This window comes from Rufibacter latericius, assembly GCF_003721515.1.
GTDB classification, from domain to species: domain Bacteria; phylum Bacteroidota; class Bacteroidia; order Cytophagales; family Hymenobacteraceae; genus Nibribacter; species Nibribacter latericius.
This window is the reverse complement of record NZ_RJJD01000003.1, coordinates 495,239-520,260: the sequence shown is the minus strand read 5'-3', so window position 1 is coordinate 520,260 and position 25,022 is coordinate 495,239. Positions and strand designations below refer to the sequence as shown.

Genomic DNA, 25,022 nt, shown 5'->3' with positions numbered 1-25,022 from the left:
GAAGGAGTTCTTTTTAGAAAGTTGCTTGTCGTTTGGGTATGGCGGTTTCCGGTTCCGTTCGCCGCTGGTGCAGAAAATGGTCCAACGACAAGGCGCCGGCGCCGTGCAGAAGGAAACACACACCCACTGCTATCAGCTGCACCGGCTGGAAAAATTGCTCGTAGCTCTGTCCGCGGTGCGCAATAATGAAAGCCAGAATGAAATTCACCAGGATGAAAAAGCCCACCATCCGAACTTGCCAGCCTACGATCAGGAAAATGCCGCACAGAAACTGCACCGCCACCGAGACAATCGCCCCTACAAACGGAAATGGCACATGCCGCACCTCCAGAAAATCCCGGAACTCCAGCATGCGCGCATAGCTGAACACATTGTCCTGCGTGAAATAAATCAAGTGAAACCCAAACGCCAGACGCAGCAAAACCGCCGAGTACGGTTTGTACCGGTCCAAGAATGAGTGAGGCGCCAAGTGATCTTCCATAAAGGGAATGGGTTGAGGTGATAAAAGCGATTGCTTCGTTTAGGGGCGGATTTTTCAAAATCAGTCCCTAAACGAAGCAATAAATCATTCTGTCCGGAGGGCTTTCACAGGGTTGAGGAAAGCGGCTTTGGCGGCGTGGAAACTGACGGTGAGCATGGCAATGGTCATGGCAATGAGCCCAGTCAGGATGAAAGTGCTCCAGTTCAGCGGCACGCGGTAGGCGAAATCCTCCAGCCAGCGGTCCATGCTGAACCAGGCAATCGGCGAAGCCAGGGCAATGGCAATGATCACCAGCAGGGCAAAATCCTTGGACAGGAGCAGGATGATTTCCCGCACCGAGGACCCCAGCACTTTCCGGATGCCGATCTCTTTCGTACGCTGCTCGGCGGTATAAGACGCCAACCCGAACAGCCCCAGGCAGGCAATGAAAATAGCAATGGCCGCGAAAATGGTGAAGATCTGCTGTTTCAGGACCTCGGCCTCGTAGAGCTTGCCAAACATGTCGTCCATGAACTGGTACTCAAATGGGGTGCTGGGCAGGAATTTCTTCCAGGTGGCTTGGATGTGCGCCAGCGCTTCCTGCGGATCTCCCTTGAACTTTACCGTGATGTTGCTGTAGTTCTGGTTATTGGGCGGCAGGAGGTACACCATGGGTGAAATAGCCTCGTGCATAGACTCAAAGTGGAAATCCCGCACCACGCCAATGACGTGGCCTTTAATGTTGCCGTACTTGAAGGTCTGCCCGATGGCATCCTGCGGGCTCTTCCAGCCAATCATGCGCACCGAGGATTCATTCAGGATAAAAGAAGAGGTATCCGTCGGGTGGTCTTTGAGGAAGTTGCGGCCCGCCGCCAGTTTCACGCCGTAGGTCTGAAACAAGTCATGGTCTACGTTCACAAACCGGATGGCCAGACTGGTGCCCTGCAAGGAATCGCCGCGCTGCACTGAGGCGCCCATGGAGTTGAGCAACCGGTCTGAGGGCACCAGCAGCGAGCGACCCACGTTCTGGATGTTGGCCGAGGCCACCAGATCGTTCCGGAAGGCCTCGTATTTATCGGTAAGGCCGTTGTCAAAGCTGAACACCACCAGTCGTTCCTTGTCAAACCCCAACGCCTTGTTCTGCATGTAGGTCAACTGTTGCGAGATAACGCCCGTGGCGATGATGAGCACGATGGAGATGGAGAACTGCGCCACCACCAGCGTTTTGCGCAAGAACGGGTTGCGGGCGCCGCTGCTCAGGGAGCCTTTCAACACGACCACCGGCCTGAACTTGGAGAGATACACGGCCGGGTACAAGCCCGCCATGCCCCCGATGATCAACGGAAGCAAAAGGATAATGCCCAGCATGTAAGGCTTCGAGAACAAATCCAGCGCCAGCGTTTTACCCGTGAAATTGTTAAGCCAGGGCAAAAGCGCCTCGGCTAAGCCCAAGGCCAGAATGGTAGATAAGATCGCCACTAAAATAGACTCCATCAGGAACTGCCCCACCAAGGTCTGCTGATGCGCGCCCACTACTTTTCTAATGCCTATTTCCTTCGCGCGACTCGTGGAGCGCGCAGTGCAAAGGTTGATGTAGTTGATGCAGGCGATGAGCAAAATGAACAGCGCCACCGCACTCAGAATCATGACTGTGTTGATGTCGCCGTTGGGTTCTTCCTCAGAGTCCAGGTGCGAGCGCAGGTGCACATCGGTGACTTTCTGCAGGTGCAGGGTCGTAAACTCAGAGGGTTTGCGGGAGCGGGCGTGGTCAGATTCACCCAGGTGCTTGTCCAGGAAAGCCGGGAACTGGGCCTGCAGATTCTGAGCCGGGTAGTTCTTGGGCAGCAGCAAGTACGTCCCGAAGGAGTTGTTCCCAAAATTGGTAGCCAATTGGTTGGCCCCGTAGATGGCGGTATCGGCTAAGGTGGTGAAGGACACCAGGAAGTCCGGGTGCATGTGCGAGTTGGCCGGAAACGCCTTGTACACGCCGCCCACCTTCACCGAGAATTGGCTGTACACCTTCAGCACTTTGCCAACAGGGTCGGCGCCGGGGTAATATTTCTCGGCCATGGCGTCGCTCATGAGCAGGGTGTAAGGCTCCGCTAGGGCTTTCTTGCCGTCACCTTTGAGCATGGGAATGGTGAAAATGTCCAGCAACTCCGGCTCCGCGAAGTACACCCGCTTCTCGTTGAAGGCTTTCTGCTGCTCCTTGTCCTCTACCAGTACCTGGGTGTTCAGCACCCGGGCCACCTTCTCAATATCAGGGAAATCCTGTTCTATCAAAGGCCCGAACGGCGGGGCCACGTGCCCCAGCGCCAGACTCACGCTCCCGTCATCAGACTTGAAATCGCGGGTGACGCGGTAGATGCGGTCTGCGTTGGCGTGGTAGCGGTCATAGCTGAACTCGTCTAGCACGTACAGCGAGATCAAAATACAGGCCGTGATGCCAATGGTGAGCCCGGCGATGTTGATGGTGGAGTAGATCTTCTGGCGCACCAAATTGCGCCAGGCCACTTTCAGATAGTTTTTGAACATTGTGTGAAGAGTTCTGAGTCTATAGTTCTGAGTCTTGAGTCAAGGAAACGCGGGGTGGATTAAGCCTGTTTTTCTGAAAAAAAGCCCTAAACGGAAGGCTTCCATCGTTGCTGTCGCTGGCGCGAACCTCCGGCTCGTGTCCGCACGCATATTGGATATATCTATGGCCGAATCAATCTCCAAACTTGGAATCTGGAATGCCAGCGGACACGAGCCGGAGGCTCGCGCCAGCAGTTCAACAATCTTTGTTTTCAACTCAGGACTCAGAACTCCGGACTCAGAACTCCGGACTCAGAACTCGGGCGGCGTGCCGCTCGGTAATGCTCTCGGTCACAATCTGGCCGTCTAGCAGGCGGATGATGCGGTGGGCGTAGTCGGCATCGGAAGGGGAGTGGGTTACCATTACTACCGTGGTGCCGGCCTCGTTGAGGGTGCTGAGCAGTTCCATGACCTCGCGGCCGTGGGCCGAGTCCAAATTACCGGTGGGCTCATCCGCGAGGAGGAGGGCGGGCTTACCTACCACCGCCCGGGCGATGGCTACCCGCTGCTGCTGCCCACCGGAGAGCTGTTGGGGGTAGTGGTTGCGGCGGTGCGCAATTTGCATCTGTTCCATGGCCTCGTTCACCCGTTGGTTTATCTCATTAGTTGACATCTTCTGGTAGATGAGCGGCAGTTCAATGTTCTCCTGCACGGTAAGCTCGTCAATGAGGTTGAAGCTTTGGAACACAAACCCAATGTGGGCTTTGCGCAGGTTCGCCCGCTGCCGCTCAGAGGTTCTGGACACCTCCTGGCCCAGAAACCAGAACTCGCCGCTATTAGGATTGTCCAGCAGCCCAATGATGTTGAGCAGCGTGGATTTGCCGCAACCAGAGGGTCCCATCATGGCCACAAACTCGCCTTGTTTTATTTCAAAGGAAATGCCGTTAAGGGCAGTGGTCTCCACTTCATCGGTGGTGTATTTCTTCTGGAGGTTGACGGTTTTTAGCATGGTTCTTTTCTTGGCGGGTTAGTGGGTGATGGTTTTGCGCGGTTTTCCGGATTACAGGCCCTAAACGGTGAGGCCGGGCCGGAGCCATATCGCAGAAAACAGCTTCCAAATGCAATGCCAAAAGAGGTAAGGTGCAGACGATGAGCTTCTTTGGTGGATCTATGGTTATGCTCTTGCCTGAAAGTGCACGGTTTCGTACATTTATTCGTCTGTAAGCGTACACCCCCTCCTCCGCAACCCTAACCGGGGTTGGCAGAAGCAACTGATAAACAGTAAGTAAGGCCAAGCCAAGAACCGAAATGGCCTTTGTGGCACCCTACTTGTAATACCTTGGCATTCACCTTTGAAATACCCCTTGCCCCATGAGCAAAATACCCTGCCGCCTCTTGATAGTGGATGACCAGGAAGATATCCTCACCGCCGGACGCATCTTCCTGAAACAGCACTTCTCGCTGGTACGCACCGAAATCAATCCGCAGCGACTTCCAGAACTGCTCCAGAAAGAGCCCTATGACGTGATCCTGCTGGACATGAACTATACTGCCGGGGCTACTTCCAGCCGCGAGGGGCTTGATTTGCTGCAGCGGATTCTGGAGGTAGACCCGCAGGCCGTGGTGGTGATGATGACCGCCTACGGCGATATTGACCTGGCCGTGCAGGCCCTGAAACTAGGAGCCACCGATTTTGTGGTGAAGCCCTGGCACAATGAGAAACTGCTGGCTACCATGACCTCGGCGTGCAAACTGCGGCAGTCCACCTCAGAGGTGCAGAGCCTGCGCACAAAACAGCAACACCTGAACCAAACCCTCAACGAACCGGGTGTGGAACTGGTGGGTTCCTCGCCGGCCATGCAGCGCGTGTACCAGACCCTGGAGAAAGTAGCCGCCACCGATGCCAACGTGCTCATCCTGGGCGAGAACGGAACGGGCAAGGAAGTAGCGGCCCGCCTGCTGCACCGGCTCTCGCACCGCGCCAAAGAAGTTTTTATTCCCGTGGACCTAGGCGCCGTAACCGAAAGCCTGTTTGAAAGCGAGTTGTTCGGGCACGTGAAAGGCTCCTTCACCGATGCGAAGGAAGACCGCGCCGGCCGCTTTGAGGTCGCCTCGGGCGGAACCCTGTTCTTGGACGAGATCGGGAATTTGAACTTGCCGCTGCAGGCCAAATTGCTGACGGCGCTGCAAAGCCGGGTGATTACCCCGGTAGGTTCTAATCGGCCGCGGCCGGTGAACATCCGGCTGGTGAGCGCCACCAACATGCCGCTGTACGAGATGGTGAAACAGGGCCGTTTCCGGCAAGATTTGCTGTACCGCATCAACACCGTGGAAATTCATTTGCCGCCGCTACGTGAACGAAAGGAAGACATTCAGCCGCTGGCTGAGCATTTTCTGGCCAGTTTTTCCAAAAAGTACCAAAAACCAAACCTTCGGCTGGAGAAGGTGGTTCTGCAGAAACTGCTGGGCTATTCCTGGCCGGGCAACATCCGGGAGTTGGAGCACACCATGGAACGGGCCGTGATCATGAGCGAGCCGGGCCAACTGCATCCTTCCGATGTGTACTTAGCCGAACCTTCGACTCATAACCTGGTCACCCTGGAGACTGAGGCCACCCTGGGCAATGTAGAGAAAACCCTGGTGCAGCAGGCACTGATGAAGCACAACGGCAACATCACGCACGCTTCCAGGGAGTTGGGAATCACCCGCACCGCTTTGTACCGCCGGATAGAAAAACATGGTTTATAGGTACTTCAATGTGCGGGTGGCGGTGCGGGTGGTGCTTTTGTCACTTACCCTGCTGGCAGCGTTGTACGTGGGGCTTCGGCACGCATGGTACATTTCTTTGTTCTGCCTGTTGGTGCTGGCGGTGGGCCAAATCCTGGAACTGATTGAGTACGTGCAGCGCACCAACCGCGATCTGATCCGGTTTCTGCTGGCCATCAGGCATTCAGATTTCACCCAGCGGTTTGCCGTGGAAGGGGCTCCGCCGCAGTACCGCGAGTTGCACCGCATGTTCAATGACATCACCGGGGCCTTCGCCCGCATTAAGGCCGAAAAAGAGATTCATCACCATTACCTGCAGGGCGTGGTGGAACACCTGCGCATCGGGTTGATCACGTTTGATGCCGAGGGGCACATACAGCTCATGAACAAAGCCGCCCACCGTCTGCTGGATTTGCCTTTTCTGCAGAACATCCATTCTATAGAGCGCATGTATCCGGCCCTTGCAGAAGTGGCGTTTGCCGAACCCCGCAACGAAGCCCGCCTGATCAGGCTGCGGCAACTCACCGAGGAAGTACTCTTGACGGTGCATGTCACCGAATTGCGGCTCCAGGAACAGGAAGTCAGGATTATGTCGTTTCAGAACATCCGTTCAGAGATGGAGGCGCAGGAACTGGAGTCCTGGAAAAAGCTAATCAGTGTGCTCACGCATGAGATCATGAACTCGGTGACGCCCATTATTTCGCTTACTTCCTCCATCAGTGATTTGGTGCAATCTGAGCTGAGGCCCGTTACCCAGGCCGGGTACCTGGAGGAAGACATCATGGAAGACCTGCAACTGGGGTTGCGCACCATTGAAAAACGGACCCGTGGCATGCAGCACTTCGTGGAGAATTACCGTCGCCTCACGCGGGTACCGCCGCCCCACCTGGAAGAACTTTCCCTGCAAGCGCTCTGCGGTCACGTAAGCCGACTGGTGGAAGCCCAGATGAAAAGCCGGGGAATTGCCTTTACCCTTCAATTACCCGAGGAACCACTGTGGCTTTCCGCCGATGCCGAGCAATTAGAGCAAGTTCTCCTAAACCTGCTTAAAAACGCAATGGAAGCCTGTAGTATAGTTGAATTCCCCGCCGTGACTCTTCGGGCCGCCCAGGACCACAAACAGCCGCACATGGTCAGGATTGAGGTGATAGACAATGGCCCGGGCATTGAGGCAGAGTCTCAGGAGCAGATTTTCATTCCTTTCTACACCACCAAACCCGAGGGCTCCGGTATTGGGTTAAGCTTGTCCCGCCAGATTGTGCGCCAGCACGGCGGGGTGCTGCACGCCACTTCCATTCCCCACGTTCAAACCACTTTCCATTTGACCTTACCCCTGATTCATACCAAAGAATTGGTGGAGAGTTGATTTACTCGATTGCTGATTGTTACTTTTTGATTGACAAAGCAATCCAGGTAAGTAAAGCCTTAGCATGGTTGCGGGTTCAACAGACCTCGTAGTGTCCGAAGGTCCTTAAAGTGTCTTAATCCATCTAAGGCGCCAAAGTTATCTTTCAATCCAAAAATTATTCTATCCGCGTTTTCATGCTGATTTCTCAAAACCAGCATGAAAACGCTCTATTATGGCAAGTGCTGTTGCACCACCTGGCTTAACTGATGGCCCGGTACCACCCCAGACTGCCGCCAGAGTTGTTTTCCCTGGTGGAACAGCAGCAGCGTGGGGATGCCCTGTACCCGGTATTGTTGCGCCACAGCCGGGTTCTTGTCTACATCAATTTTAATCACCTTTAGTTTTCCCTCGTACTGCCGAGCCACTTGCTGTAGGATTGGGGCCATGGTTTTGCAGGGGCCGCACCAGTCGGCGTAGAAGTCAACCAACACCGGCATGCCCGGGCTGTTGATGATTTCCTGGAATGATTTTTTAGGCATGGTTTTTTCTGTCTTGTTTCAGCCAGTTTATACGGAAAAAGACAATTTTAGGTAAAAGCCAGAGGAACTAAAACAAGTTCTGTTTTAAGCTGTTTTTAAGGAAAAAAGGCCCGAAACGTATCCCCTGAAAGGAACTTTAGGCCGGCTGGTATCCTTAGTAAATAATACTCACCTAACGCAGCAAAATCTTGAAAACGATATTTTTATCTTTCCTGCTAGCCGTTTCCTCCTGGTTTTCCTCTTGCAAGGAATCTGAGGTGCTGGATAACCAGCAGGTACAGCAAACCCAGAAAGAACACTTTGTCTCGGCAGAAAAACTGACGACCATCCAAGCCGCTGGATTAAGGGAAGTGGCTATCAGTAATGGGCAGCCAGAGCTGGCGAAGCTGGTGAAGTTTGATGTAGATGTGTACCGCTTGGTGTACCTGACCCAGTACAACGGGCAAGAGGTGCGTGCCTCAGGCCTGATGGTGGTGCCTCTGAACCTCACCGCTCCGGCCCCTTTGTTGAGTGCCCACCACGGCACTACGTTTGACCAGAAATACGCTCCCAGTAACTTTCAGATCAATTCCTTGACCGGTTTTGAGGCGTTTGGTGCGGCCGGGTATTTGACCCTCGTACCCGATTACCTGGGTTATGGCGAGTCAAAGCAGATTCTGCACCCTTACTATGACGTGAAGCACTCAGGCTTGGCTGTGGTAGACATGATCAAGGCCGGCAAATCGTACTTCCAGAAAAATAATATCAAGGCCTCTGACCAATTGTTTATGGCGGGCTACTCAGAAGGCGGTTACGTAACCTTGGCGGCGCAGAAAGAAATTGAGGAAAACGAGGAGCACGACCTCGCCGTCACCGCATCTGGCGCTGGAGCCGGCGGATACGACTTGGAAGGAATGCTGTCCCGCGTGATCTCGGGGCAATCGTATGACTACCCGGCCAACTTGGCCTTTATTCTGCAGGCGTACAACAAAACCTACAACTGGAACCGTCCGCTCACCGACTTTTTCCAGGAGCCGTATGCCACCCGTATCCAGGAGCTGATTGACGGAACACGAACCAGTTCTTCCATCAACAGTGCCTTGGCCAAAGACCCGGCAAAGCTGTTTAACCCTACTTTCCTGGCTGGTCTCCGGGGAGATGGTGAGGTGGCGTTAAAGCAGGCCTTAAAAAACAATAGTTTGAAAACCTTCGTGCCCAAAAGCCCCACGCGTCTTTACCACGGCACCGCCGATACCATGGTTCCGTTCGTGAACTCACAGGTGACCTACGATGCCATGAAAGCCGCCGGCGCTTCTGACGTTAAATTTATCCCGGTGAAAGGCGGAACGCACTTCAGCAGCTTAGAACCCATGATCAAGGATTTGATTCCTTGGTTTGAAGGCATCAGAAGCCTGTAAAAGGAAGATTTTACCATTGAAAGCCCGACCTCTCAGGAGGTCGGGCTTTTTTGTGTCTTTTCTGGAAAACGGCTTCTAAACTTAAAAATGAATGAGCTGTTCAATCATAAGGGGAAGCTTTAAGGCAGGGCTTTTTAATTTTTTTATCCTAAAAGAGCAAGCTTCGTAAACATGGAAATGGAACAACCGCAACTCCCCACTCCAGCGACCCTCGCTTTCCGATACATCCATTATCATCGCTCAGAAAGGGTGATCTCCATTACGTTGAACCGACCCGAAAAACGGAACGCGCTCAATTATGAGATGGTCAGCGAACTGAAACAGGCTTTTGACGCCGCCGAGAATGACGATTCCTGCAAAGTCGTTATCCTGAAGGCATCGGGCCCGGTGTTCTGCGCGGGTGCTGACATGGAGTACCTTCAGCAGCTGAAGAACAACACCTACACCGAGAACCTGGAGGACTCCACCCACCTCATGCAGCTTTTCTACCTGATCTATACCCTCAAGAAAGTGGTAATTGCCCAGGTGAACGGGCACGCCATTGCCGGCGGCTGCGGATTGGTTACGGTTTGTGATTTCGCTTATTCGGTGCCCTCTGCGAGGCTGGGGTTCACTGAGGTAAAGATTGGGTTTCTTCCGGCCATTGTGAAAGTGTTTCTGTTGCGCAAAATAGGGGAGGCCCGGACCAAAGAACTCCTGCTCACCGGCGATTTGGTTCCGGCGGAGAAAGCAAAGTCCTTTGGGTTGTTGAATGAGGTAGTGCCCGAGGAAGAACTGAGCCAATGTGTGCAGGAACTAGCTTCGCGCCTGTGCGTGCAGAACTCGGGGCAATCCATGGAAGTCACCAAGGAGATGATTGCCCGGGTACAGGAACTTCCGCTGAGAGAAGCTCTGGAGTACGCCGTAGAACGCAACGCCCTGGGCCGCGCCACTGATGACTGTCAATTGGGTATTCAGGCTTTCCTGGACAAACAACCCATGACCTGGTGAATTGGAAGTATTAACAGTTCCCTACAAAGGAAGACAGAAGGAAAGGGAAAGAAGTTAGCCACTTTTCCTACATTTAAGGGGTGTTTTACGTATTCTTGCCTGAAAGAAAAGAAAGCTTCAGAAGATAGTTTAAACAAATGGCTTACCATCTGGTTGAGAGAGTATGCTGACGAACGCGGCGATAGTATTAGGAACCTTTGCTTTTATGGAGTTGGTGGCGTGGGCGGTGCACAAATATGTGTTGCACGGCTTTTTGTGGAGCATCCACAAATCACACCACACCCGGCACAACCACCTGTTTGAGCTGAACGATGTCTCGTTTGCGTTCTATGGGGTGATTGCCGCCTTGTGTTTCATCTATGGCACTGAGACGCTGGACTACCGGTTCTGGGTGGGGGTGGGTATTTCGCTCTATGGCGCGGCCTACTTTCTGGTGCATGACTTGTTTATCCATAGACGGCTGAAGCTGTTTGGCAAAACAAGGAGCACCTATCTCAGAGCTTTGGACATAGCGCACAAAGTGCATCATAAAACCAAAGGCAGAGACGGCTCAGAGTCATTTGGCATGCTTTGGGTCCATCCTAAATTCTTTCGTATCGCCCGGAAGCGTTAACTTTACGTTCCGTTTCTAAACTCTCTCCTGTGGCGCATTACTCTATTAAAGAGTTAGAGCATTTGTCGGGCATCAAGGCCCACACGCTTCGTATTTGGGAACAGCGATACCAGCTGTTGGCCCCAAAGCGCACCTCTACCAATATCCGGTACTATGATGACGCAGACCTTAAAAACCTGCTCAACGTGGCAGTGCTCTACCAGGAAGGGTACAAAATCTCCAAAATTGCGAAGCTTCTCCCAGATCAGGTAGCGCGTGAGGTCCTGAAAGTCACGGAGAGCGATCTGGACCAGGATCAGTTCATGAGCCAGTTGATCATAGCCATGGTTGAACTGGACGAGAGTCTGTTTGAGCGGGTCCTCAGCCGCGCGGTACTGCAACTGGGGTTTCCTGCCTCAGTGAAGCAGATCATCTATCCTTTTTTGACCAAGATTGGGTTACTCTGGCAAACCGGCAATATCACCCCCGCCCATGAACACTTCATCAGCCAACTTATCCGGCAAAAGATGCTGGTGGCCATTGACGGGCAACGCCTGAGCCGGCGGGCAGATACTCCAAAGGTGCTGCTTTACCTTCCCGAAGGCGAGTTGCACGAGTTGTCTTTGCTCTACAGCCATTTTCAATTCAGGGCCTGGGGCTTCCGGACGTTGTACCTGGGGCAGCACCTGCCTTTCGAAGACCTGGTGAAAGCTGCTCAGCAGTACCAACCCCACTATATTTGTTCGGCTTACACCACCTCACCGCCCCGGGAGGAGGTAGAAGAGTACCTGGCCCAATTGCGGAAGCAGGTCCCCGACGCCCAATTGCTGCTCAGCGGTTACATTCTCCAGCCCCTGAAGCAGAACTTACCTGAGCAGGTGCATTACTTTGAGACTCTGGATGCTTTTGAACAGTGGCTCTCCCAATTCAGGATGGTTCCTGCCTGAGTTAGCGGTAGCTTCCCTTCATTTCCGTTTACCCGGTGTTTTCCTAAAACTAGGGTGAATTCATGTAAAGAGAATTCTCTCGCACCTCCTCCGCTAGTGCCTTCATTCTGTTTGGCCTAAAAAGAAGAAGGTTTTTACTGTCCGGCTACCGGTAATTCCTCCTTTGTAAAGCCGACTTCCTTTTCGGGATTGTTACCTACTGCCAGTTTTTAGGCTTGTTTTCCTGAAACGAGGCGAAAGTACGTCTCCATTCTATGCCTGCTTCCTCTAATTTTTTTCTCCTTTTTTAAGGGTAGGCAAAATCCAGGGTGGTTCTCTTTCTAGTATGTATTGCTTCCTAGAAGCATATCCCTAGCCTTTTGGACATATCAAAGTCCTGAGAAATGGATTGGAGTTTCTGGTCCAAATGATTTGGCAGGAGCTATCCTTTCTGTTAATACTAGTGAGGGTGTGTTTGCTTGGTTTAATAATAATGAAAAATAATTAAACAAGATGTGGCTAAATAAATTTTAGTTGCGTATTATTGTTTAATGTTTGTTGTTAAAGATTAAACAAAATGACTGCACTAGAATTTACTTCCGTTGTAGAGCGCATGGCGCCTACCCTCCGTCCCGCCGCGTACAACCTGACCCGTGATAGTGATGATGCGAAGGATTTAGTGCAGGAAACCCTCCTGAAAGCCTTCGTGAACAGAGATCGGTTTAAGGCGGGCACCAACTTAAAAGCTTGGTTGTACACCATCATGCGCAACACCTTCATCAACCACTACAACAAGGTGACCAAGCGCTCCAGCTCCGTAGATCCCACAGACTACATCCAGACCCATCCTGCCGATGACCGCATGATCTCTGTGAACCAGGCCTCGGGGGAATTTGCTTTGAATGATATCTATGCCGCCATTGACAATCTGCCCGAGGAGTTGCGTACTCCATTCATGATGTACTATGTAGGTTATAAGTACCTGGAAATCTCGGAAAAGCTGAAACTGCCCATCGGTACAGTGAAAAACCGGATTCACCTGGCCCGCAAAGAGTTGAAGCAGGAACTCAAAGGATATGCCTACGCCGATTAACATCCGTGCCCTTTCTTCCCGCTGTCTTGAATGACACAGGAAAAAGGGCACGGCTGGATAATGGCCAAAAAAGAATTATCTTGTTTCAGCAATATCCCTCAGTTTGGAGTATACCTACTCATCACGAGAGCTCCAATACCTTTTAAGTTAAGCCATCAACATGCAGCAACCCAGAAAGAAAGTAATTGTCATAGGGGCCGGGTTCGCCGGCCTGGCGGCTGCGGCTAGTATGGCCCAGGCCGGATATGAGGTTACTTTGCTGGAGAAAAATGAGGTAGCTGGCGGTAGGGCACGGGTGTTCCAGGCCGAGGGGTTCACCTTTGACATGGGTCCAAGCTGGTACTGGATGCCCGACGTTTTTGAGCAGTTTTTCCAGAAGTTCGGCAAAACCGCCTCAGACTATTACCGCTTAGAACGCCTTGACCCCTCTTACCAGGTTTTGTACGGAAAGCAGGACACCATGGAACTTCCTGCCGCCATGCCTGAGTTGGAAGCGCTGTTTGAGTCGCTGGAACCCGGGTCCGCAGAAAAACTGCGCACATTCCTGAAACAGGCGGCCTATAAATACGAGGTGGGCATCCATAATCTAGTGTACAAGCCCAGCCGTTCTTTCTCAGAGTTTCTGGATGTAAAGCTATTGGTAGATGTACTGCGGTTGGATGTCTTTCAGTCCATGCACAAGCATGTGCGCAAATACTTTAAACACCCTAGGCTGATTCAGTTGATGGAGTTTCCTATTCTGTTTCTGGGTGCACTGCCTCAAAATACCCCTGCCTTGTATAGCCTCATGAACTACGCCGATATGGCACTGGGTACCTGGTACCCCATGGGCGGCATGCACAAGATTGTGGAAGGTATGGTGACGCTGGCCGAGGAGCAAGGGGTAAAGGTAAAACTGGGTGAGGAGGTGAAAAGCCTGGAACTGGAAAACGGCCAGATAACCAAAGTAATTACCACAAAAGGCGAATACGAAGCCGATGTGGTCATTGGCGGCTCAGACTACCACCACCTGGAAACTAAACTGCTGCCTCCGGAATTCCGTAGTTATACTCAAAAATACTGGGACACCCGTGTGATGGCGCCTTCTTCCCTGATCTTTTACCTGGGGGTAGACAAAAAGCTGGAGGGGCTGCGCCACCACAACCTGTTTTTTGATGAGGATTTCGGGCCGCATGCCCATGAGATTTACACGCAGCCTGCTTGGCCTCAAAAGCCGCTGTTCTACGTGTCGGTACCGTCTAAAACAGATCCGGTTGTAGCGCCGCAAGGGAAAGAGAACCTGTTTGTCTTGATTCCCGTGGCTCCGGATCTACAGGATACCGAGGAAACCAGGGAGCGCTATTACCACTTGGTGATGGACCGACTTGAGAAAATTACAAGTCAGGAGATTAGGAGCCATGTAGTGTACAAGCGCAGCTACGCGCATAAGGATTTCATCAAAGATTACCATGCTTTCAAAGGCAATGCCTATGGCCTGGCCAACACCCTGCTGCAGACGGCGGTCCTGAAACCCAGCCTGAAAAGTAAAAAAGTACGCAACCTGTTTTATACCGGGCAATTAACCGTTCCGGGACCAGGGGTGCCGCCTTCCCTTATTTCTGGTCAGGTGGTGGCTTCTGAGGTTATGAAGGAATTTGCCCCGCAGGAAACCACCGTAACGTTATGACTATGATTTCAGCGCCTAAGACTCTTTTTGACAACACCACGCTGGAATGTAGCAAGCTCATTACGCAACGCTACAGCACGTCCTTCACGTTGGGCATCAAAACCCTGCACCCTCGGTTCCACGATCCCATTTACGCCATTTATGGGTTTGTGCGCTTCGCTGATGAGATCGTGGATACGTTCCACACCCATGACCGGGCCGGACTGTTGGAGCGTTTCAGGCAGGAAACGTACCAGGCTCTGGAAGAGGGAATTAGTCTGAACCCGGTGCTGCATGCTTTCCAGATGGTGGTGAACCAGTACAGCATTGACCGGGAATTTATTGATGCCTTCCTGCACAGCATGGAAATGGATCTGTCTGATCAGAAGTACAACTGTGACCTTTATGACGAATACATTTACGGCTCGGCGGAGGTAGTTGGCCTTATGTGCCTGCGGGTATTCTGCGAAGGAGATGAGGAGATGTTTCATCGGCTGAAAGCTCCGGCCCGTTCACTGGGAGCAGCTTTTCAGAAAGTGAATTTCCTGAGAGACATCCGCAGTGATTTCCATGACCGCGGCCGGGTGTACTTCCCTAAAGTTGACTTCCGGTCGTTCTGTAACAAGGACAAGGAAGAGATTGAACTGGATATCCAGCAGGATTTTGACAAGGCGTACCAAGGGATTCTGGATTTGCCCAAAGGGGCTAAACTAGGCGTTTACCTGGCATATATCTATTATTTAAAACTTTTTAAGAAAATTAAGCAGCTTCCGGCCGCCCAAATTTTGGCAGAACGCGTAAGAGTGCCTGACAATACGAAGTTGGCTTTGCTGCTGGGTTCGTATATTAGGTACCAGTTTAAAACCATCTGATGCAGGTTCTCGCTTCGCTACTTTTTATTTGCTTTTCCCTGGCTTTCCTGCAGCAGAAAGCAGATCCGTACGCGCATGCTTCGCTGTTAAACTACTACCAGACCGCCGCCAAAGATGAGGAGATCGCTGAGAAGTTTATCACCCTCATGAACAAATACCAAGGGAAAGATCCCCTTAAACTGGGGTACAAAGCGGTGTCGCATGCCATCATGGCCAAGCACGTCTGGAGCCCCTACGCCAAACTCAAATACCTGCGCCAGTCTTCCCAGTTCTTTGAACAAGCGGTAGCCTTAGACAAACAAGATGCCGAGGTGCGGTTTCTTCGGTTCTCCATTGAAAACTACATTCCGCGGTACCTGAACATGAGCAGCCATCTGGAGGATGACAAGAGAGTCTTCATGGACGCCATTCTACGCCACCCGCGCTCCGGTATCTCCGCAGAGACCATCAAAATCATGCGTGATTTTCTGTTGCGCAAAGATCTGCTCACCGAGCAGGAACAACAACAAGTAGCCAAACTCGAACTCTAGGGTAATAAACCGAATCTTTCAAGAGTCCTTTACTCCCAGAGTGTTAAAACAAAAGGCGTTCTGTTTTACAAAAACCTTTCTTCTGAAACAGGTACTAAGAAAATATGGCATGTGGTGGTAAAAGGTACCCATTTGCTTATATTTAACAAATAGGTCTCCCACATCCCGCCGGAGGATTCAAGGCAAATGCTGCAGATCATACTTCTGTATTTTTAAGGTAAAAAAGCAGAGGTTCACGCAAACAATCCAGGATAGTTCTTGTTTAGGGTATATGCGTCAGCTACAGGTACATATTGATTCAAATTCGGGCTTTTGCTTTGGGGTGATCTATGCCATTCAGATGGCCGAGGACCTACTGGAGGAACAGGGTTACCTGTATTGCCTGGGAGACATTGTGCACAACGATGAGGAGGTAGAGCGTTTGCAGCAGAAAGGCCTGCGCATTATCAACTATGAGGCCCTCCGCGCCCTGCGCGATGAAAGTGTGCTCATTAGGGCCCACGGCGAGCCGCCTTCTACCTACCAGACCGCCCTGCAAAACAATTTGACCCTCATAGATGCCTCCTGTCCGGTTGTTTTAAAACTTCAGAACCGCATCAAAACCTCCTTCGACAAGAAAGACCAGATTTTCATCTATGGCAAACACGGCCACGCCGAAGTCTTGGGTTTGCTGGGCCAGACCAACAACGAAGCAGTGGTGTTTGAAAACCTGGATGAATTGCTCCGGCATGAGCTGCCCCAGAACATCACGCTCTACAGCCAGACCACCAAAAGCACCGACAACTTCTACCGCATCAAAAACGAACTGGAAATGCGCGGTTACTCCGTAGATGCCAATGACACCATCTGTCGGCAAGTCTCTAACCGCGACAAGGAACTGCGCCGTTTCGCCCAGAAATATGACAAAGTGATTTTTGTGTCGGGTACCAAATCCTCGAACGGACGGGTTTTGTACCAGGTCTGCAAAGACACCAACCCCAATACGTTCTTCGTCTCGAAAGTGGAAGAACTGAACCCTGACTGGTTTGAGCCCGGTAATACCATTGGGGTGTGTGGGGCCACTTCCACGCCTATGTGGCTCATGGAAGAAGTGCGCAATGCCCTAATGGCTTTTTAGAGAAGGAACTGGTGCTTTGAAGGTAATTTGTAGAAAGTGCCCTTAAAACCGCATTGCTTTCCTAAGAAGGCTTCATACCGTGTTAGTTCTTTGTCTCTTTATTAGCAAAACAAGGTATCTTCGTATAAGTAGAACAACCAGCAGACATCTGTTTTGAAGCAAGTTTTCCAAAAACATACCGGAATCATCATTGCCTGTGCCATCTTGGTGGCATGGTTCAGTGTGCTTTGGTTTCTCCTGCACTGGAATGTTTCTTTCAAATCACCCCTTACTTATTTGGCAGTATTGGTGATGACACATCTTTACACCGGACTTTTCATTACTGCCCATGATGCCATGCACGGGGTAGTAGCGCCCGGCAACAAGAACCTGAATACCTTCATCGGTACCATTTGCGCCGGTTTGTTTGCTTACAATTATTACGGCCGCCTGTACCCCAAACACCACCTGCACCACAAGCACGTAGCCACTGACCAAGACCCCGATTACCGCGGCGGAAACTTCTTCCTTTGGTTTTTCAGTTTCGCGAAGCAATATATAACCGTTGTACAAGTCCTGCTCATGGCGGCAACTTACCATTTGCTGCAACTCTGGTTCCCTATTGAAAACATTATCCTGTTTTGGATGGTCCCCTCAGTTCTGGCTACCTTCCAGTTATTCTACTTCGGGACGTACCTGCCGCACCGGGGAGAGCACGACCATGACAATCGGCATAGATCCTCTACCCAGAACCGTAATCATTTGTGGGCCTTTATCAGCTGCTATTTTTTTGGGTACCACTATGAACACCATGATAAACCTTATCTGCCTTGGTGGAAGCTCTACCAGGAGAAAGATAGGTTGGTAAAAGGGCGTTAGTGGTTTTAAGCGTGTTTTAGGAAAATTAGCGTAAAAAGGGAAGCTGCTCAAAGGGAACTACATGTCTCTTTAAGCAGCTTTTTTGTTTAATAATCATACCAATCCAATCTAGTAAGTACAACTGACCCGCATCTCTTCTTAGTCATTTTGGAAAGATCTTGTCAGCGAACGGTAGTAGTGTTGGTTAAGCGCCTAATTAGTTCGCCCACAAAGTCCTTTAGATGGCATTGATGGTGATGTGGAAGTTGCTTACAGAAGTTGTAGGTAATCTTAGCCTTACTTCACCAAATACACATTGTCGCCGGGATTAGAATCAGGTACATAGGTGCCTTTCAACTCTAGTTTCTTTACGGCTTTGGCAGGTTTGAAATCAACTTGAACCGTGGTGTTGCCGGTTTCCCAGACAGACACGTTGCGCGTGATGTTGGAAGTGCTATTATCGGCGTAGGTGACTACCAGTTCTACCGGGACGGGTTTGGTGCCTTTGGCCTCTACGGTGACTTGGTACTGGCCGCCTTGTTGCTGCACGTTGCCGATGGCCAGATCTGGGTAGCCTTCGTCAAAGAACCAGCGTTTCCAGAACCAGTTGAGGTTGCGGCCTGCGCCGGTGTTCATGGCATTGAAGAAGTCCCAAGGGAGGGGGTGTTTGCCGTTCCATTGCGCAATGTAGTGGTGCAGGGCCTTGGTGAACAGTTCATCACCCAGCATCTGTTTTACATAGAGGTAGCCAAGCGCTGGTTTGGGGTAGGAGTTCAAGAAGAAAGGGGCGCCGTTCTGTTGCGTGGTCAAGGTCATAATGGGCATGTCAGCTTCGGTAGCAGCCATTTGGGCGTAGGGCAGCACGCCGTAATCATCTACCAGCTTGGGTTCAATGATGGAGGAGATAATCCATTCGCCTATGGTAGCCCAGCCTTCGTCCATCCAGCCGTACTTGGTTTCGTTCGTGCCCATGTAGAACGGGAACATGGTGTGGAAGATTTCGTGGTCAGTGAGGGTGATGGCGTCTTCGCGGGTTTTCACGGGGTTGTCGTTCACCATCATGGGGTATTCCATCTGGTCTAACCCGTCGAACACGGTCTCGTGGGAGTAGGGGAAAGGCCACTTGGGGAAGGTATAGCTCATGGCTTCCACGGTTTTGCGGGAGAAGTGGATGACTTCCTCAAAATCGTGGTGCTCGGGATTATAGGCTACGTCTACGCGGGTGCGTCGTTTGGTCTTAGGGTCCACTACCAGACTGCTGGAGTTCCAGAGGTAATGGTCTGAGGTGGCGAACGCAAAATCCACCACGTTCTCAGCCGAGAATTTCCAGGTGTTGCGGGCATTTTGGGCGGTGATGTCCTGGCGCTTCAGGTCGTTTTTGTCAATAATAGCGATGATGGCGTCCTTCTTCTCGGCATCTTCCAGGCGCTTGGCGTGTTTCCTGGAGAGCACTTGGGAGGCGTTTTTCAAATCACCGGTGGCCCACACCACGAAGTTCTTAGGGACGGTGATCTCGGTGTTGAAGGAACAAAAATCATTGTAGAACTCGGCCGGGCCGAGGTACGGAATACGGTTCCAGCCGTCCACGTCGTCATACACGGCAATGCGTGGGAAGAAGTAGGCCACAAACGCCGCGCCAAGCGAGTCTACCTGCCCGGTGCGCATGTGTGAGCCGGCATTCAGGATGTAGTGGTAGGCGATGGATAACTTGGCTTTTTGCTTGGGCGGAATGGGTTTGACGCGGAGGGTGAGGTTGGTGGCGTCAATGCGGAGTTTCTGTACGTCCTGAGCTTCCTGGTTCACGCTGAACCGCTCAATCTGCACACCTTCGCTTACATCTTCGGGCGCTATGGTATTGGCCCGGGGAGCTCCTTTTTGGTAATAGTTTGGGTACAACTTGAAGACAATCTGCTTGAGCGTATCAGGACTGTTGTTAGTGTAGTCAATGTCTACGGTTCCGGCCAATTTTCGGGAAAACGGGTCGAAATCAATCTTGATGGTATAATCGGCGGTATTTTGCCAATAGCTTTTGCCGGGCGAGCCGTCCAGGCTGCGGGTGCCTTTCTGGTAAGCCGCAGCGATGTTGCGGGGCATGGGCAGTTGCTGTTGGGCGAGGGCAAAGGTGCTATGAACGGATAACGCGAGGAATAGGAGGTATTTCGCGGATTTCATGGAGTGGATGATTTGGCGTTTGACTCAAGCCATCGTTGGTGAGCGGTTAAAGGTAGGGTGTTTTTCAGATAGAAGGAAAGAACTAGGCTCTAGAAAAGGAGGAAAACAACCCTGTTCCCTTGCGTTTGTTTCCCACTTTGAAAAAGTGATTAGAAGAAATTCCTATAAACAGAAAAGCCTGCTCATATAGGCAGGCTTTTCTGTTTATAGGAATTGATGCTTAGTGAACAGCGTCTTTTTTGCAGCAGGCATCCAGACGGTCATAGGCGCGGGAAGCTGCCTTGGTGTCATCGGCATCGTAGCCCAGCTCATTCACAGCTTTCTTGATTTTATCTAGAGATGTTTTCTCTCCGTTATACGACACGGTTAAAATCTTAGACTCTACATCCAGCGTGGCTTTGTTGACGCCTTTCTCATAGGCCAAGCCTTTTTCCAGGGTGGCTTTGCACATGTCGCACACCGCCGAGGTTTTGATTTTCACTTCTTCGCCTTTCTTGCCGCCTTGCGCGAAGCCAACAGTAGCCAAACCGGTAAGTACTAAAGAAAACAGCCAGATTTTAAGGGTTTTCATGGTTAATAGTTTAGAGTTATGATTTAAAAGACAAAAATTCTTACTTAGGAGATTATCCGTTGTTTTACCAAAATCAGGCCAAAAATGGACTTGATGGTGAATTGTTAATTGTTTTCTGGGTACTTAGAACAAACAATTAGCAATTACTTCAAAGTAAACCGCATTCCGGCGTAAATCACACGGCCAATCACCGGCGCCCACACCATGCTGGCATCAAAGTCCTGGCTGAAGGGTCGGTCAGCGGCCATAATCGGTTTTTTTTGTTTGTAATCTAGCAGGTTCTCGCCGCCTACGTACACTTCCCAACGTTTGAATGCCCGGGTAATCTGTCCATTAAACACCGCGTAAGGGCTAACAGTTCGCGTTATAATAGAGGTTTCGTGCTGGTTCATGTCATGGTCCATGGAGGGAACCAGTCTCTTCCCGAACCACTGGGCCGTTAAATCAGCGCGCCATTTATCAAAAGGCGTTGCGAAGCCCAGGTTCAGGAAAGCACGGTGGTTGGGGATGAACGGGCGCTGGAGCAACTCGCCGTTGTAAGTGGTGCGCACGTCAAAGTACTTATAGGCCGCTTTCACGTCCAGCATGGAGGTGAGCTCATACTGCACTTCGGCCTGGAAGCTTTTAGAGAACGACCGTCCGTTCAGGTTCGTGAACGCTACCTGGAAAGGGCTGCTATACATGTCCGGCACAATCTGGTTCTGGAAGGTGGTGTAATAATAATCAGTGATGAAGGCACCCTTACGCTCGCCCACCTCAAAGTACTGCGTGAAGCTTCCGCCCAGGTTCCAGGCTTTCTCCGGCTGCAGGTTGCTCTGGAAATAGAACGCCCGGTTGCTGATAAGGGAAGCCACGTTCTCGGCAATGGGGTTGGCAACCCTAAAGCCTTTGCCAGCCGCTAAACGGAGAATAGAGTTTGGGTTGAAGTCATATTTCACGTTTAAACGCGGCGTGTACACCCAACCGTATAGGTTGTGATGGTCAGCCCTCACGCCACCTACCAAGGTCAGATTGGTGCTGTTTTGGTAAATGTACTCGAAAAAGGCGCCCGGCACCCGCTCCTGACGTTTCAGTCTCTGACCAGCCAGATTTTCAAAATAGTCTTCGTACTGATAGCTCAATCCGGTTTTGTAGGTGTGAGCAGTGTTCCCGAACGCGGACTGGAAAATCAGGTTCGCCAAGCCGCTGTTCTGGTAGCCTTTATAGAATCTGCTACCATAATGCGAGTCAAAGTCGTGCCGGGCACCAGATAAGATCAACCCGATGCTCTGGTACGGCTTGTTCTTGAAGGTGTAAGACGTCTTGGAGAAGCCACTGAACCGGTCCGTCTCCGACTCAGTGCCATAGAAGCTTCCTTCTTCCTGCGGCATGCCGGAACGGTAGCCAACTTGACCTCCGACTCTGGTTTCGCGCAACGCCTGAACTCCAACTTCAGCTACCCATTGTTTGCCAGTATTGAATTTCCACTTGTTGAACACGTTATAGTGCTTGCCCAGGGGAAGGTCAAGGAAGCCGTCATTGTTGTTGTCTACCCGGTTGCTGAGCTGGTCGGTGTGCAGCATGAGCACGGTGCTCAGTTTGGGCGTGAGGGTGAACGAGGTGTTTACGTTGGCATCCCACTTGGCCAGGCTGTTGCCGTAAAGGTTCACAAACAGCCTATCCGTTTTCTCAGGGTCTTTTAACCGCACGTTCACCTGGCCAGAAATAGACTCATAGCCATTCAACACCGAGCCGGTGCCTTTGATGATGTCAATGGCGTCTATGTAGGTACCAGACAAGTAGTTCAGGCGGTACGGCGTGGCCAAACCGCGTAGGGCGGGCACGTTGTCAGTCGTCATCAATGTGTAAGCACCGTCCAGGCCCAGCATCTGAATCTGCTTCGCGCCGGAAACGGCATCTGAGGTAGAAACCTCCACCGAAGCGTTCGTTTCAAAGCTCTCGGCCAGGTTACAGCACGCTGATTTGGTTAAATCTTTAGCGGTAATGACCTGTGAGTTGGTGGGTGTCATGGCCGAGTAGCGGTCTTGCTTGCCGGTAATGGTCACTTCCTGAATAGCAGTTGTAGACCGCAACTGCACTACTATATGAGGGCGGCCCTGCACCTGTACCGTGTCTGGTTTGTAGCCGATGTAGGAAATCAGGACCGCGGTTTCACCGTTAGGAGCCGCAGCAAGCGTGAAATGGCCGTTGGCATCGGTGCTGGTCGCTTTATCGGTTCCTAACCAGATAACGGAAGCACCTATAAGTGGAGTGGAGTTCGCCGCATCAATTACACGGCCGGCAAGTGATTGGGCTGTTCCCAGAAAGGGGAGCAGGAGCCCTAATAAAGTCAAGGTTAAAAATACCTGACGTTTAGAATATAACATGAGTTGGTTTCATTTAAGTATAACATCTGTTCTGGGGCCGAAGCACAGAAAACCGGCTTCGGCGGCGCGAAGAGATGAAAGACCTAAATGTTCAGGATGTGCAGATGATGCAGCAGGTCTCGGCCCGCCCGAGGTGGCGAGGTATCAGAGTAATACGGCCAGGAACCTTCCACGGTAGCCGTGGCTACTGGCGGAAGAAGGAAAACCGAGGTTAGCGCGGGTAGAAGCGCCACAAACTCCACCTTGCTGAATTTCAGCGTGGAAGGCACGTCCAGTTTGTGGTGGGTCGTGGAAACAGAGCAGCAAGGAGTCTTGTCTACCTGAGTTGTTCCCTCGGGACAGGCGGGTTTTTTCTTAGCTGTGCAACAGCCCATCTCCTCCATTTTCTGGGCTGCATCCTGAGAAGGAGCCATGCCCAACATTGCACAAAAACGCTGTGTCGCCGCCACCCCAACAGAACCTGTCAGGAGGCTAAAAGCCAGCAGTAAGAGCACAATTGGTCTGAGTTTCCCTCTCATACTGCAAAGATATGGAATTTTGCTCCACTTTCCTCCACCTTCTTACCACAAGTGTTTACGGGAGTACGTTAAAGGTGGTTTAATTAGTTAAGTATTTATGAATGAATAAGTTGTGTAAGTATTCACGTGTTATTTAGCAAATATATTGAAAACGTTATCCATAACTTATCCCAAAGTGGCGGGGAAAAATGTGGATAATGTGCATAAGTGGGGTGGATAACCATGATTTATCCACAAAGTGGGAAAAAGTGGGAGACCGTGGTTGACTTTGCCTCCCCCTTTAGTACTTTTGTTTTGTACCAAAGACTGTCGTCACTGCATCCACTACCATGAACTTCCTCTCCGGCGAATACGAATGTAAGCTAGACCCGAAGGGAAGATTGGTGCTACCTGCCAAAATCAAATCCAACCTTCCGGATGAGTGCGGAAACCAGGTAGTTTTAACCCGCGGGTTTGAGCCTTGCCTGGTGTTGTACCCAAAATCAGAGTGGAAAACGATTTATGACAAGGTAGCAGGCTTGAACGAGTTCAATGAAGAGTACCGGCATTTCCAGCGGAACTTCTTCCGGGGAAACACCGAGATTGAACTGGATACCGCCGGACGTTTCATCTTGCCGCGCACCATGGTACGGTACGCTGAGATTGAGAAAGACGCCATTGTGGTGGGCCTCGGAAACCGAGTGGAAATCTGGAACCCAGACAAGTACGACGCATTTTTAATTAAAGACCAGGAGAATTTCTCGCAACTGGCGCAGAAGTTCCTCGGTGACCAACCGAGCTTACCCCCAATAGAATAAACGCCTATGCAGTACCACCAGCCCGTTTTGTTGCAGGAATCGGTAGATGCGTTGGCCATTAAGCCCGGCGGTATTTACGTAGACGTCACCTTTGGCGGTGGCGGCCACTCGGCGCAAATCTTGGAAAAGATGCAGGGTGGGCAGCTCTACTCCTTTGACCAGGATACCGATGCCGAGAAACAAGCCGAAAAGCTGATTTCCAATAAATTTACGTTTGTCAAAGCCAACTTCCGTTACCTGAAGAAATACCTGCGCCTCTACGGCGTGCGTCAGGTAGATGGCATTCTGGCTGATTTGGGAGTTTCCTCTCACCAATTTAATACCGCCGAGCGCGGCTTTTCCACTCGTTTTGACGGCCCCTTGGACATGCGCATGGATAAGGATGCACCCTTGTCTGCCCAGCAGGTTATCATGGAATATTCAGAAGAGCAACTGCACCGCATTTTCGGGTTATACGGCGAAGTGAAGAACGCCAAAACGCTGGCCCGGGAGGTTGTCTCCGCCAGAAACGTGCAAACCATTGAAACCATCGCAGATTTTAAGCAAGCCATCGCCGGCATAACCCCCAGAGGTAAAGAGAATAAGTACCTGGCCCAGGTGTTTCAGGCGCTTCGCATAGAAGTGAACGATGAACTGAAAGCCCTGGAGGAGATGCTGGAGCAGGCCGTGGAAGTTTTAAAGCCCGGCGGAAGGTTATCCGTGATTTCTTACCATTCTCTGGAAGACCGATTGGTCAAGAACTACATCGCCAAGGGCAAGTTCTTTGGAGAGGTAGAGAAGGATTTCTTCGGAAATGAAATCAAGCCGCTAGACTCAGTGACCCGCAAACCCATTGTGCCGGGTGCGCAGGAGTTGCAGGAAAATAATCGCTCCCGCAGTGCCAAGCTGCGGGTGGCGCAGAAAAGAGAGACACCAGAATCGTCGAAGAAGTAGAAAGTTAGAAGGGAAGCATCACATTTTACGATTTAATTT

General features: G+C 51.3%; 22 protein-coding genes. 14 read left to right on the top strand and 8 right to left on the bottom strand.

Going from position 1 to position 25,022, the window contains the following annotated elements; genetic code table 11:
• Positions 1–13: 13 nt before the first annotated feature.
• From EFB08_RS07735 to EFB08_RS07725, 3 genes are all read right to left on the bottom strand, one after another.
• Positions 14–481, bottom strand: a complete 468-nt coding sequence (locus tag EFB08_RS07735) for a DoxX family protein (protein WP_123126359.1) — start codon at positions 479–481, stop codon at positions 14–16.
• An 84-nt stretch (positions 482–565) separates the two neighbouring features.
• The gene (locus EFB08_RS07730) at positions 566–2,995 is read right to left on the bottom strand and encodes an ABC transporter permease (RefSeq protein ID WP_123126358.1); all 2,430 of its coding nucleotides are present in this window, start codon (positions 2,993–2,995) and stop codon (positions 566–568) included.
• Positions 2,996–3,272: 277 nt separating this feature from the next.
• Positions 3,273–3,983, bottom strand: coding sequence for an ABC transporter ATP-binding protein (locus EFB08_RS07725; protein ID WP_123126357.1), 711 nt, complete (start codon positions 3,981–3,983; stop codon positions 3,273–3,275).
• 362 nt (positions 3,984–4,345) lie between these two features.
• Here EFB08_RS07725 and EFB08_RS07720 point away from each other — a divergent pair, with 362 nt between their 5' ends.
• Both EFB08_RS07720 and EFB08_RS07715 read left to right on the top strand, forming a co-directional pair.
• On the top strand, positions 4,346–5,722 hold the full coding sequence (locus EFB08_RS07720; RefSeq protein WP_123126356.1) for a sigma-54-dependent transcriptional regulator: 1,377 nt from the start codon (positions 4,346–4,348) through the stop codon (positions 5,720–5,722).
• Positions 5,712–7,106 carry a sensor histidine kinase gene (locus EFB08_RS07715; protein ID WP_123126355.1) on the top strand — a complete coding sequence of 465 codons (1,395 nt, stop codon included), beginning with the start codon at positions 5,712–5,714 and terminating at the stop codon, positions 7,104–7,106. Before EFB08_RS07720 ends, EFB08_RS07715 begins: the two co-directional genes overlap by 11 nt.
• Positions 7,107–7,318: 212 nt before the next feature.
• On the opposite strand, the gene trxA is transcribed toward EFB08_RS07715, so the two are convergent.
• Positions 7,319–7,627 (bottom strand): thioredoxin, encoded by a 309-nt coding sequence (gene trxA / locus EFB08_RS07710; RefSeq protein ID WP_123126354.1) that lies wholly within the window; start codon positions 7,625–7,627, stop codon positions 7,319–7,321.
• Between the two features lie 188 nt (positions 7,628–7,815).
• On the opposite strand from trxA, the gene EFB08_RS07705 reads away from it, so the two are divergent.
• The 10 genes from EFB08_RS07705 to EFB08_RS07660 all read left to right on the top strand — a co-directional run bounded on the left by EFB08_RS07705 (position 7,816) and on the right by EFB08_RS07660 (position 17,647).
• Complete coding sequence (locus EFB08_RS07705) at positions 7,816–9,024, top strand: lipase family protein (protein ID WP_227006253.1); 1,209 nt, start codon at positions 7,816–7,818, stop codon at positions 9,022–9,024.
• Between the two features lie 177 nt (positions 9,025–9,201).
• Entirely contained in the window at positions 9,202–10,014 is an 813-nt protein-coding gene (locus EFB08_RS07700) for an enoyl-CoA hydratase/isomerase family protein (protein WP_123126416.1), read from the top strand.
• Positions 10,015–10,177: 163 nt separating this feature from the next.
• Positions 10,178–10,627 (top strand): sterol desaturase family protein, encoded by a 450-nt coding sequence (locus EFB08_RS07695; RefSeq protein ID WP_123126352.1) that lies wholly within the window; start codon positions 10,178–10,180, stop codon positions 10,625–10,627.
• Between the two features lie 29 nt (positions 10,628–10,656).
• Positions 10,657–11,553 carry a MerR family transcriptional regulator gene (locus EFB08_RS07690; protein ID WP_123126351.1) on the top strand — a complete coding sequence of 299 codons (897 nt, stop codon included), beginning with the start codon at positions 10,657–10,659 and terminating at the stop codon, positions 11,551–11,553.
• A 556-nt stretch (positions 11,554–12,109) separates the two neighbouring features.
• Positions 12,110–12,625 (top strand): RNA polymerase sigma factor, encoded by a 516-nt coding sequence (locus EFB08_RS07685; RefSeq protein ID WP_123126350.1) that lies wholly within the window; start codon positions 12,110–12,112, stop codon positions 12,623–12,625.
• 160 nt (positions 12,626–12,785) lie between these two features.
• Positions 12,786–14,291 carry a phytoene desaturase family protein gene (locus tag EFB08_RS07680; protein WP_123126349.1) on the top strand — a complete coding sequence of 502 codons (1,506 nt, stop codon included), beginning with the start codon at positions 12,786–12,788 and terminating at the stop codon, positions 14,289–14,291.
• Positions 14,288–15,142 (top strand): phytoene/squalene synthase family protein, encoded by an 855-nt coding sequence (locus EFB08_RS07675; RefSeq protein ID WP_227006252.1) that lies wholly within the window; start codon positions 14,288–14,290, stop codon positions 15,140–15,142. The genes EFB08_RS07680 and EFB08_RS07675 overlap by 4 nt, the downstream gene beginning before the upstream one ends.
• On the top strand, positions 15,142–15,672 hold the full coding sequence (locus EFB08_RS07670; protein ID WP_123126347.1) for a hypothetical protein: 531 nt from the start codon (positions 15,142–15,144) through the stop codon (positions 15,670–15,672). Before EFB08_RS07675 ends, EFB08_RS07670 begins: the two co-directional genes overlap by 1 nt.
• Positions 15,673–15,943: 271 nt before the next feature.
• Complete coding sequence (locus EFB08_RS07665) at positions 15,944–16,789, top strand: 4-hydroxy-3-methylbut-2-enyl diphosphate reductase (protein WP_123126346.1); 846 nt, start codon at positions 15,944–15,946, stop codon at positions 16,787–16,789.
• Positions 16,790–16,942: 153 nt separating this feature from the next.
• Positions 16,943–17,647, top strand: coding sequence for a fatty acid desaturase (locus EFB08_RS07660; RefSeq protein WP_123126345.1), 705 nt, complete (start codon positions 16,943–16,945; stop codon positions 17,645–17,647).
• A 276-nt stretch (positions 17,648–17,923) separates the two neighbouring features.
• Here EFB08_RS07660 and EFB08_RS07655 read toward each other — a convergent pair whose 3' ends face one another.
• From EFB08_RS07655 to EFB08_RS07640, 4 genes are all read right to left on the bottom strand, one after another.
• A complete protein-coding gene (locus EFB08_RS07655; protein WP_123126344.1) occupies positions 17,924–19,798 on the bottom strand; it encodes a M1 family metallopeptidase in 1,875 nt (624 codons plus the stop codon).
• A gap of 220 nt (positions 19,799–20,018) precedes the next feature.
• Positions 20,019–20,369 (bottom strand): heavy-metal-associated domain-containing protein, encoded by a 351-nt coding sequence (locus EFB08_RS07650; RefSeq protein WP_123126343.1) that lies wholly within the window; start codon positions 20,367–20,369, stop codon positions 20,019–20,021.
• Positions 20,370–20,512: 143 nt separating this feature from the next.
• Entirely contained in the window at positions 20,513–22,735 is a 2,223-nt protein-coding gene (locus EFB08_RS07645) for a TonB-dependent receptor (protein ID WP_123126342.1), read from the bottom strand.
• Positions 22,736–22,818: 83 nt separating this feature from the next.
• Positions 22,819–23,148, bottom strand: coding sequence for a hypothetical protein (locus EFB08_RS07640; protein WP_165864827.1), 330 nt, complete (start codon positions 23,146–23,148; stop codon positions 22,819–22,821).
• Positions 23,149–23,582: 434 nt separating this feature from the next.
• On the opposite strand from EFB08_RS07640, the gene mraZ reads away from it, so the two are divergent.
• Entirely contained in the window at positions 23,583–24,050 is a 468-nt protein-coding gene (gene mraZ, locus EFB08_RS07635) for a division/cell wall cluster transcriptional repressor MraZ (protein ID WP_123126340.1), read from the top strand.
• A 6-nt stretch (positions 24,051–24,056) separates the two neighbouring features.
• The gene (gene rsmH / locus EFB08_RS07630; protein WP_123126339.1) at positions 24,057–24,983 is read left to right on the top strand and encodes a 16S rRNA (cytosine(1402)-N(4))-methyltransferase RsmH; all 927 of its coding nucleotides are present in this window, start codon (positions 24,057–24,059) and stop codon (positions 24,981–24,983) included.
• Positions 24,984–25,022: the final 39 nt, after the last annotated feature.